Here is a 10,607-nt window from a genome sequence, read left to right as displayed (position 1 = left end):
TGAGCATCCATGCCCGCCCTGAACTCCGGGCACACTATAAGTCACGTCGCCGCACCATACCTGGTTGGGCTCGATGACCGCAAACTGACGAGCAAGGTGGTTCGGTATAGCGATGTGTTCCTGTCCACCGCGCTTATACCGGTGTGTTGGCTGCTGGCAGCTTACAAGTCCCGGCTCTTTCAGGAGCTTGCCAGCAAGCCAGCGCCCCATACGGAAGCCTTTAAGTGTTGCCATAGTGGCAATGCTCCTTGCGCCCGCTGAGCCATGACTGATGCTGTGTAACTCCTGCACCTGGCTACGCAACGCTGTCCGCCTGATATCCGGTTCATCAGGACGACTTTTCCAGTATTTGTAGCTGCTACGGTGAACCCCAAACACATGGCAGAGTATCGCCACGGGATAACGCGCTCTGAGCTTCCCGATTAACGAGAACTGTTCAGGGAGTCTGACATCAAGAGCGCGGTAGCCTTTTTTAATATGTCGTTTTCCATTTCAATACGTTGAAGTTTTTTCTTCAGCTCACGAATTTCAATTTGTTCCGGCGTTATCGGCGAAGCTTTTGGCGTTTTGCCCTGACGTTCATCACGCAACTGTTTAACCCAGCGCGTCATGGTAGAAAGCCCTATATCCATCGCTTTAGCCGCTTCAGCAACGGTGTAATTCTGATCGACGACAAGCTGGGCTGATTCGCGTTTGAACTCTGCACTGAAATTTCTTTTTTTCATTGGGGCGCCTGTATTGTTCTGAGGCGAGCATATCACCTCTGTTCAGGTGGCCAAATTCAGTAAACCACTACAAGTGAATATCAAATGCTGAATGAGTGGAAAAAATTCAGGGTCCTATTGAGCAGAATTGATACCGCTGCAGCTCCCGATATCGAATGGCCTGAATATCCCACAGGCAGTCAGTCCGGTTCTTAACGCTTTATAAGTTTGTAATCTTTTATCAATATCTGAAACGCCGCAGCGATACCATTTATCTCACGGATTATGGCGCAAATATCGCGCGGCGCATCAAAGGGATGCGGTTTTTTCGTTTGTAATCAATATAAACTGCGATGGTTGGTAAAGTACGCATTAACCTTTCTGCTGTAATATGTCGCTGCCGGTTACTGTATTCAGGCCATATTTTTCATACCACAGGGCGCGGGCATTAGACGCAGTACGCAGCCTGGGCAGGCAACACCAGGCGCCGAATTCGCCCGGGGATTGAGCGAATATCTGGCACGCACGTTTACAGGGAAGAGAATATTATCACTGCGGCGGCTATTTAACGTGCTCACACAGGAAATCAATAAATGCCCGAATTCGCGTACTGACAGCGCGATCGCTGTAGTAGACGGCGTTAAAAGGCACCTCTAGCGGTATGACGCTATCTTTAAGAAGTTCGACAAGCTCCCCGCTTGCGATTTCCTTATCAATCATGAAATCAGACAGGCAGGCGATACCATTGCCCTGGAGGCACAGTTGTTTAATGGTTTCGCCGCTGTTTGATGAAATTGACGGTTTTATTTCAAAAAGTTGTTCGCCTTCCTGTTTCACAGGCCAGCGGTTAAGCAATGTGGGTTCGCTAAAGCCGATGCACACATGGCGATGAAGTTCGCCCGGGGTGCGGGGGATCCCCGCCTCTTTCAGGTAGCCAGGCGTGGCGATAATCCGCCGGTGGCTGTTGAACAATGGCCGCGCCCGCAGACTGGAGTCAGTTAGCGAGCCTACGCGTATGGCGATATCAACCTTGCGCTCAATTAGGTTAATAAACGTTTCAGAAGAAACAAGCGACAGCGTGACGTCAGGAAAGCGTTCCCTGAAGGGCTTGATGAGCGGCGTCAGCAAGTGTAAAACGACCGGGGTTGCGGCATCCACACGCAGAAGCCCTTTGGGGGTCTGGCGGGTTTCCAGTAGTTCGTTTTCGGCTGCTGCGATATCCTGCAAAATTTGTTGGGCTCTGCGAAAGAAACGGCTGCCCTCTTCGGTCAGACTAAGATAACGCGTGGTGCGGTTAAGTAAACTCACATCAAGCTTATCTTCCAGCTTTTTTATCATGCGGCTGACTGTTGAGTTCGACTGGCCAAGTTGCTCCGCCGCGCGGCTGAAGCTTCCGCTTTCCACAACGGCGACAAAAATCGCCAGTTCTTCTGAGGTTGTTTTCATTTGCGCCTGCTAAGCAACATGGCTGTGAAATGACTGCTGCGGGATATTTTAAACGCCTCCACTTTTTTGCGCTATTCAACGCGCGGTTTATATGCAGGTTGTGTTCCCGCGTGAACATTGAAAGTTACGGATAAAACCCCTATAACAGAGGAATTGCTCTGTTGTATGAGTGGGAACGTTACAGAGGTCATCAGCGAAACGTGCGAAAAAAAACCTATGCCATGCGTTATGTCGCGGGACAGCCGGTGGAGCGAATTTTAGCGCCGGGTTCTTTTGCGACAATAGGTAAGGCGCTACCCGCCGGTGAACCGTTATACGCAGAAAGTACACTGCGCGTGCTGGTGTGGAATATTTTTAAGCAACAGCGCGCCGACTGGCTCTCCGTTCTGCAGAATTTTGGTAAGGATGCTCATCTGGTTTTGTTACAGGAAGCGCAAACTACCCCCGAACTGGTGAGTTTTGCCACATCAAATTACCTTGCCGCCGATCAGGTTCCTGCTTTCGTGCTGCCTCAGCACCCCTCTGGCGTGATGACGCTTTCTGCCGCGCATCCTCTCTACTGCTGCCCTTTACGCGAGCGTGAACCGATTCTGAGATTAGCTAAGTCTGCTCTGGTTACGGTTTATCCGCTTCCGGGCGGTCAGTTGCTGATGGTGATTAATATACATGCGGTGAATTTTAGCTGGGGTGTGGATGTTTACAGTAAGCAGCTCGGCCCCATTGGCGATCAGATAGCGCATCATTCCGGACCTGTTATCATGGGCGGTGATTTTAATGCCTGGAGCCGGCCACGCATGGCTGCGCTCTACCGTTTTGCCAGAGAGATGTCGCTACGTGAGGTGCGTTTTACCGACGATCAGCGCCGACGCGCGTTTGGCCGCCCGCTTGATTTTGTTTTTTATCGTGGAATGAACGTACATGAAGCGTCGGTTCTGGTGACGCGCGCATCGGATCACAATCCGCTGCTCGTTGAGTTTACGCAGGCTAAGGACAGCGAACGCGAGAAAAAGCAGCGTTAAAAAAATGCCGTCAGGCACCCTTTCGTTTAATAACAGGGCGGGTAAACGGCGAGGGACGCCTTGTCATTATCGGATTAAAAACAACCCCTTTAACTTTTTACCGCAAAGAAGGAAAAAACGGGTTTTTTCCTTCTTTGCGATAAGCAGGCGAAAATCAATCCGTTGATTTTCCTTATTTTTTATTGTATTTCATCCATCCTGTCTGCGACAGGATGGGGGGTTGTCAGCCGTTTCACCTTTTTATTTAATGCATTAGCTGTCGGAATTGCTGTCGTTTTTCACAAACAGCGTAAGCTGATCGCCTGGCTTAAGATTATCCGTATCGCTGTTCCAGCGCTCCAGATCTTTAATCTTTACGCCGTGGCGCTTTGCGATGCTTGAAAGCGAATCGCCTTTACGCACGCGATAAGTGATGCTGCTGTTCACGCTGCGATTACTGGCAAGCCGGGTCGTCGTATTGCTCAATTTCAGTTTCTGGCCCGGCTTAATACCTGTGCCGCGCAGTTTATTCCAGCGCTGAATATCCTTCGCGCTCACATTATTGCGCGCGGCGATGGTTGATAGCGTATCCCCGGAGCGCACCGTGTAATGGCTGACGCTGGCCGGGCGCATAGCGGCTTTCGCCATACTGCGGTTTTCAGCCAACAGGCCTGAATCAACGGCGTCGAAATCGCCGGCGGCCAGAGAGGAACGCAAGCGCGCAGCATGCTTTTTAGGCACCATCACATACTGCGGACCATTTTTGCCCAGCACTGCGCCTTTGTAACCGGCGTTGTAAGTCTTCAGTTTGTTGACCGGCATACCCGCCATATCGGCAAGCGTCGTCATCGCTACCGGGTTATTCACTTCCACACGCGCCAGCGCGCGGCTCTCATCTGCGGTTGGCATACGCACGCCATAGCGCTGATGATTTTTAAATATTTCGCTCAGGGCCAGCATTTTCGGGATATAGCGCTGCGTTTCCTGCGGCAGCGGCAGTGACCAGAAATCGGTCGGCTTTCCCTGCGCCCGGTTCGCTTTAATCGCCTTCATCACGCGGCCTTCACCGCTGTTATAAGCGGCAACGGTCAAAAGCCAGTCGCCGTCAAACATGCGGTTAAGGCGTTGCATGATATTCAGCGCAGCTGTGGTCGAAGCCGCCACATCACGGCGCGCATCGTAGGTGCTGGTTTGCTGCAGGCCGTAGCTACGCCCGGTGCTGGGTATGATCTGCCAGAGGCCCGCCGCACTGCGAGCAGACGTCGCATGCGGATCAAAAGCGCTCTCCACTATGGGTAGAAGTACCAGTTCCATTGGCATGTTCCGTTTCTTCACCTGACCGGCAATCCAGTACATATAGGGCTCAGCCCTTACGGTCACATCGTGGAGATAGCTCTTGTTTTTTAAATATTTTCGTTTTTGTTCGCGAATCCGGCTATTTTCCGGAATTCCCATCTTCAGCTCGCCGCTAATGAAGTTCCACAGATTTTGTTCTTGTCCGATGACCGGACTGGTGTCCATCCAACGAAACGAGGTTGTTTGACCTTTATACTTACCTGCTTCACCTTGACTTGCTGCAGAAAGGCTCTGCGCATGCTGCTGGACGCGACCGTCATCCTGCGATGACTGACAGCCCACCAGCAAGACAGAGGCGAGAATCATCGCTTTTGCCTTCATGTGTATGTCAATGGTTGCTTAAAAGACGAGCAATCATACAGTCGAACCCGTTAAGACACAAGTTATAAAGCTCAAAAGCGGTCTTTATTGGCCCTCAGCCACCCAAAAAGCGCGTCTGGTTGTTGCAATTTTGTTTCAGTAGTAATTTTACTAAAAAAATCAGCGTCATTTGTTTTTAGAAAAATATTTATTTTTCGCTCTGTCGCCAGGGTTGAAGGCACTGTTGGCATATTTTTCGCTCTTAACGCTTTAATTTTCAGGTAATACGCGTTTAAGTCGCTATTTTCAGGAAAAAGACTTAGCGCAAACGCCATGTTGCCTGACGTGTATTCATGCGCACAACAAATTAACGTCTCTGCCGGAAGCTGATTAAGCAACTGTAGAGAGTGGTACATTTGTGTCGCCGTGCCTTCAAAAAGGCGCCCGCAGCCGCCGGAAAACAGCGTATCGCCGCAAAAAAGCCATGCAGGCGTAAACCAACTGATATGCCCGGACGTATGGCCTGGCGTACTGAAAACCTGAAAATCCCGCCCCAGAATAGTTACCCGATCGCCGCCGCTTACAATCCGGTTCGCGCCTTTTTCCCGCGTCTCTTGCGGGCCGTAGACCACAATTCCGGGAAAAGCGTTTACCAGTTCTTTTACGCCGCCAACGTGGTCGTGGTGGTGGTGGGTCAGCAAAATAGCCTGCGGCCGCCACTGTTGTTCCGCTATTTTCTTTAGCACCGGCGCGGCTTCGCCGGGATCGACTATCAGGCATTGTCTATTTTCGTCGCTCAGTATCCAGATGTAGTTATCCTGTAGCGCGGGAATACTGGTAAGATTCATAGAACACTCCACATGCGTGACTGAAAGTTGTGATGAAACCAGCAAGTATATCCGACACCTGCGCTGCGCCACGACACTGGGCACAATTGCCCTGGGGTGAATACTATCGCGATGCGCTGGAGCGTCAGCTCCAGCCGTGGCTGGGCAAAATGTTCGGATTCCACCTGCTCAAGGTCGGCAACCTGAGCACGGAGATCAACACAGAGAGCTGCGCTATTTCACACCAGGTGAATATGGCATTACAAGGAGAACGGGTTGAAGTCGTAGCCGATCCGCTCCATCTGCCGTTTGCGCCTGATGCTATTGATGCCTGCCTGCTGGCCCATACGCTGCCGTGGTGTACCGACCCTCACCGTTTGCTGCGGGAAGTGGATCGCGTTTTAATTGACGACGGCTGGCTTATCATGAGCGGATTTAATCCGCTGAGCGTGCTGGGCGCGAGCAAACTGGTGCCGTTTCAGCGCCGCCGACCGCCCTGTAACAGCCGAATGTTTACGCTTATGCGTCAGTTGGACTGGCTGTCGGTGCTCAATTATGAAGTGATGCACTACGGCAACTTTCAGGTGCTGCCGTGGCGCAGGCATGGCGGGAAATTGCTCAGCACGCATCTTCCGGCGCTCGGCTGTATGCAGTTAATCGTAGCGCGTAAGCGAACTGTGCCGCTTACGCTCAGCCTGAAAAAGCGAATAAAAGAGAACGCGCAACTGCGTCCGGCCGTGGGGGCTACGCGCGTTATTCGTTCGCAGCCTGATAGCCCGCGTCGTCCAGAGAAGGATTAGCCGCCGCGCTGCGCGCCAGCGCGTCGCAGCGTTCGTTTTCGGGATGTCCCGCGTGCCCCTTGACCCACTCCCACTGAATCTTATGCTGGCTCAGCGCCGTATCCAGACGCTGCCAGAGATCGACATTTTTTACCGGCGCTTTGCCCGCCGTTTTCCAGCCGCGCCTCTTCCAGTTGTGAATCCATTGCGTAATGCCCTGGCGAACATACTGGCTGTCGGTGCTGAGTATCACATCGCAGTGCTCGCGCAGCGCTTCGAGCGCCACAATGGCAGCCATCAGTTCCATACGGTTGTTGGTGGTAAGACGATAGCCCGCGCTGAACGTTTTTTCATGCTGTCGGTAGCGCAGTATGGCGCCATAGCCGCCAGGCCCCGGATTGCCCAGGCAGGAGCCGTCGGTGAAAATTTCTACCTGTTTACGCATCTCTGGTAGACTTCCTGAGTTGAAAACGTCAAGTCTGACATAAACGAGCGCTATGAGCACAGCAATTACACGACAGGTAGTCCTTGATACCGAAACCACGGGTATGAACCAGATAGGCGCCCACTACGAAGGCCATCGCATTATTGAAATCGGCGCGGTGGAGGTGATAAACCGCCGTCTGACCGGCAATAACTTTCATGTCTATATCAAGCCAGACCGGCTGGTTGACCCGGAAGCGTTTGGCGTACACGGCATTTCCGACGAATTCCTGCTTGATAAGCCCGCTTTTGCCGATATTGCTGATGATTTTATTGAGTATATACGCGGTGCGGAGCTGATCATCCATAATGCTTCGTTTGATATCGGCTTTATGGATTATGAGTTCGGTATGCTCAGGCGCGATATTGCGAAGACGAACACCTTCTGTCAGGTAACCGACAGCCTGGCATTAGCGCGTAAAATGTTCCCCGGTAAGCGCAATAGCCTTGATGCGCTTTGTTCGCGCTATGAAATCGATAACAGTAAGCGAACCCTGCACGGCGCTTTGCTTGATGCCCAGATACTGGCGGATGTCTACCTGGCGATGACCGGCGGGCAAACCTCTTTGTCGTTTGCCCCGGACGGCGACGTTCATCGTTTGGCCGGTGAAGAACATGCCATCCAGCGCGTGGTGCGCCGGGCATCTTCGCTGCGGGTGATCGCCGCCAGCGAAGAAGAGCGGGCGCAGCACGAATCGCGCCTGGATTTGGTGCAAAAAAAGGGCGGTAGCTGCCTGTGGCGCGCCTGACGGCGAATTTTCAGACAAACAGTTTAACGCGCTGGAAAAAACCATTGACGCCCGCAGGCGCTGCCCGTAATATTCGCCTCGCTCCCTGTAAGGGAGCAGTGGAGCGGTAGTTCAGTTGGTTAGAATACCTGCCTGTCACGCAGGGGGTCGCGGGTTCGAGCCCCGTCCGTTCCGCCACTCTTCAGGGCCTCGTTAGCGATAACGGGGCCTTTTCATTATGCGCTTTCAGGCTTTTGCCGTCTGGATTGGGTTTTATCCGCAAGCGTTGGGCGAGCGGGATAACAGAGACGATCCATTTCGTATATTCAAACTTTACCGGGTCAGAAGGGCTGGTATGGGGAATGAATTTTTACGATACCTGCAAAATTCACGATTAACTGATGTCAACGGGCTACGAGCGGCAGGGATATTGCGCTATTGACGCTGAAGCTCGGCGCATTACGGATGTCCGGGGCAGTCAGCGGCGACGTCAGATGTGCCAAAAAGCGTTGTAGCGCATCTCTTTGAGCCTTTATACGCAAACGTACTTATCATAACGCACAGTGAAATTGGCTGAACGCTGACCGGGCAAGCCCGCAGTCGGCCAGACGCCGTTTTAGGTTTAATGTCGTCCATTTTCCACACTTCAGAGCCTGTTGCGTTTAAAGCCGGAAAAGTACGAAAATGCCCGCCTGGCGCGCGTAAGGCAACCGAAGGCGCGGTGGGCTTAGTGAAAAAAGCCCCGCAGCCGGCAGAGTGCGGGGCAAAACGTTAACCCAGCGCGCTTTCGCGCAGATGGGCTTTTAGCTTGTTATACTCTTCAATGACATACTGTTCGGCGCTGCGCTGATCGGCTATTGGCTCCACGCGAACGGCACAGTATTTGAACTCCGGTGTTTTTGTTATCGGGCTTAGGTTCTCACTTACCAGTTCGTTACAGGCGCCGATCCACCACTGGTAGGTCATATAAACCGCCCCCTTGTTAGGGCGCTCGCTAACCTGGGCGCGGGTGATAACCTTGCCTTTGCGCGAGCACACCCAGACCAGTTCCTCATCCCGGATGCCCAGCCGGGCGGCATCAATGGCGTTGATTTGCGCGTAGCCGGGTTCATCGGCCAGCGCCGCCAGCGCAGCGCAGTTACCCGTCATTGAACGGCACGAATAATGCCCCACTTCACGCACCGTCGAGAGCACCATCGGGTACTCGTCGGTCAGGCGGTCAATGGGCGCTACCCAGTCGCAGGTGAAGAGTTGCCCCAGGCCGTTCGGCGTACTGAAACTGTCCTCAAACAGAAAGTCGGTTCCCTGGTCGTCATCAGATTCATCCACACACGGCCACTGAATAAAGCCCAGCTCGCCCATTTTTTCATAGGTGGCGCCATAAAAATCAGGGCACAGGCCTCGTAGTTCGTCCCAGATTTGTTGGGTATTCTCATAGCGCATCGGGTAACCCATGCGGGTTGCGATTTCACTGATGATTTGCCAGTCGGTCTTCAGATCCCACTTCGGTTCCACGGCTTTAAAGAAACGCTGGAAGCCACGGTCTGCCGCCGTATAGACGCCTTCATGCTCGCCCCATGACGTGGAAGGCAGAATCACGTCGGCACGCGAGGCGGTCTTGGTCATGAAGATATCCTGAACTATTACCAGGTCCATGTCATCGAATGCCTGGCGCACCGCTGACAGCTCGGCATCGGTCTGGAGCGGGTCTTCTCCCATAATGTAAGCGGCGCGTACTTCGCCGTGGGCGACCCGGTGCGGCAGCTCGCTGATGCGGTATCCGGTATGGGCCGGCAGCGATTCCACCCCCCAGGCACTGGCGAACTTCTCGCGGTTGGCCGGATCGTTAATATACTGATAGCCAGGGTAAGTGTCGGGCAGCGCGCCCATATCGCAGGCGCCCTGCACGTTGTTTTGTCCGCGAACCGGGTTGACGCCGGCGCTGGGCTTTCCCAGATTGCCGGTTAGCAGCGCCAGGCTTGTGAGCGAGCGAACCGTCTCCACTCCCTGGTAGAACTGGGTGACGCCCATACCCCAGAGAATGGCGGCGTTGTCTGCGGCGGCGTACATGCGCGCCGCTTTGCGAATATCAGCGGCCGGGACGCCGGTAATTTGTTCGACTGATTCGGGGGTGTAACCCTCGACTATCTTACGGTACTCCTCCAGCCCCTGCGTTCTGGTCGCGACAAAGTTGTGATCATAGAGATCTTCTTCCAGCAGCACGTGGCCCAGGGCATTGAGCAGCGCGATGTTAGCGCCGTTATGCAACCGAAGGTGAAGATCGGCAATGCGCGCAGATTCAATTTTACGCGGATCGCAAACAATAATTTTCGCCCCTTTCTGTTTCGCTTTAATTATGCGGTTTGCCACGATAGGGTGAGAATCCGCCGGGTTATAGCCAAAGATAAAGATCAGGCTGGCATTTTCGATGCCGATAATAGAGTTACTCATTGCGCCGTTACCGACCGACTGGTGCAGACCTGCAACCGAAGGGCCGTGTCAGACGCGCGCGCAGCAGTCTACGTTGTTGGTGCCGATAACGGCGCGCGCAAACTTCTGCATAATATAATTGGATTCATTGCCGGTACCGCGCGACGATCCGGTGGTCATGATGGCGTCCGGGCCATATTTGGCTTTAATGGCGCCGAGCTTATCGGCCACATAATCCAGCGCTTCTTCCCAGCTTGCCGCCTCCAGCTTGCCGCCGCGGCTGCGGCGAATCATCGGGCTTTTCAGGCGCGGGGTCAGAATCTGGGTATCATTAATAAAATCCCAGCCGTAATAGCCCTTAAGGCAGAGTTCGCCCTGGTTAGTGACGCCCTGGGCCGCCTCGGCTTTAACGACTTTACCCTTATCAACGCACAGGTTTATCTTGCAGCCCGATGCGCAGTAGGGGCAAACCGTAATGACTTTTTTCATCGTTTTGCTCCGGTCAATGTTTTTATAACTGTGGCACAGGCTCAGGCAGTGCATAAGCCGTGCCATA

General features: G+C 53.3%; 8 protein-coding genes, 1 tRNA gene and 2 pseudogenes. 5 read left to right on the top strand and 6 right to left on the bottom strand.

Annotation, left to right across the window (positions count from 1 at the left end; all coding sequences use genetic code 11):
* Positions 1-725 (bottom strand): annotated as a pseudogene (locus JJB97_RS14555) (IS3 family transposase); the annotation flags it as partial.
* 78 nt (positions 726-803) lie between these two features.
* Here JJB97_RS14555 and JJB97_RS18590 point away from each other — a divergent pair.
* A pseudogene (locus tag JJB97_RS18590) lies at positions 804-920 on the top strand (tail fiber assembly protein); the annotation flags it as partial.
* A gap of 345 nt (positions 921-1,265) precedes the next feature.
* Here JJB97_RS18590 and yafC read toward each other — a convergent pair.
* Positions 1,266-2,150: a DNA-binding transcriptional regulator YafC gene (yafC, locus tag JJB97_RS14550; RefSeq protein WP_238714723.1), complete on the bottom strand. Its 885-nt coding sequence runs from the start codon at positions 2,148-2,150 to the stop codon at positions 1,266-1,268.
* 200 nt (positions 2,151-2,350) lie between these two features.
* Here yafC and JJB97_RS14545 point away from each other — a divergent pair, with 200 nt between their 5' ends.
* Complete coding sequence (locus tag JJB97_RS14545) at positions 2,351-3,169, top strand: endonuclease/exonuclease/phosphatase family protein (RefSeq protein WP_238714722.1); 819 nt, start codon at positions 2,351-2,353, stop codon at positions 3,167-3,169.
* Positions 3,170-3,421: 252 nt separating this feature from the next.
* Here the strand turns inward: JJB97_RS14545 and mltD are convergent, their stop codons facing one another.
* On the bottom strand, positions 3,422-4,825 hold the full coding sequence (gene mltD / locus JJB97_RS14540; RefSeq protein WP_238714721.1) for a murein transglycosylase D: 1,404 nt from the start codon (positions 4,823-4,825) through the stop codon (positions 3,422-3,424).
* Between the two features lie 71 nt (positions 4,826-4,896).
* On the bottom strand, positions 4,897-5,652 hold the full coding sequence (gene gloB, locus JJB97_RS14535; RefSeq protein ID WP_238714720.1) for a hydroxyacylglutathione hydrolase: 756 nt from the start codon (positions 5,650-5,652) through the stop codon (positions 4,897-4,899).
* Between the two features lie 32 nt (positions 5,653-5,684).
* On the opposite strand from gloB, the gene JJB97_RS14530 reads away from it, so the two are divergent.
* A complete protein-coding gene (locus JJB97_RS14530) occupies positions 5,685-6,431 on the top strand; it encodes a class I SAM-dependent methyltransferase (protein ID WP_238714719.1) in 747 nt (248 codons plus the stop codon).
* Here JJB97_RS14530 and rnhA read toward each other — a convergent pair.
* Positions 6,385-6,855, bottom strand: a complete 471-nt coding sequence (gene rnhA / locus JJB97_RS14525) for a ribonuclease HI (RefSeq protein ID WP_238714718.1) — start codon at positions 6,853-6,855, stop codon at positions 6,385-6,387. The genes JJB97_RS14530 and rnhA overlap by 47 nt on opposite strands.
* A 52-nt stretch (positions 6,856-6,907) precedes the next feature.
* Between rnhA and dnaQ the strand changes: the two genes are divergently transcribed.
* Positions 6,908-7,642, top strand: a complete 735-nt coding sequence (dnaQ, locus tag JJB97_RS14520) for a DNA polymerase III subunit epsilon (protein WP_238714717.1) — start codon at positions 6,908-6,910, stop codon at positions 7,640-7,642.
* Between the two features lie 100 nt (positions 7,643-7,742).
* A tRNA-Asp gene (locus JJB97_RS14515) sits at positions 7,743-7,819 on the top strand.
* Positions 7,820-8,392: 573 nt separating this feature from the next.
* Here the strand turns inward: JJB97_RS14515 and fdhF are convergent.
* Positions 8,393-10,540, bottom strand: a complete 2,148-nt coding sequence (gene fdhF / locus JJB97_RS14510; protein WP_238714716.1) for a formate dehydrogenase subunit alpha — start codon at positions 10,538-10,540, stop codon at positions 8,393-8,395.
* Positions 10,541-10,607 lie beyond the last annotated feature (67 nt).

This window comes from Tenebrionibacter intestinalis (assembly GCF_016632365.1).
In the GTDB taxonomy this organism is placed as follows: Bacteria; Pseudomonadota; Gammaproteobacteria; order Enterobacterales; family Enterobacteriaceae; genus Tenebrionibacter; species Tenebrionibacter intestinalis.
Note: the sequence above shows the minus strand (reverse complement) of the source record. Positions and strands in the feature narration are given on the sequence as shown.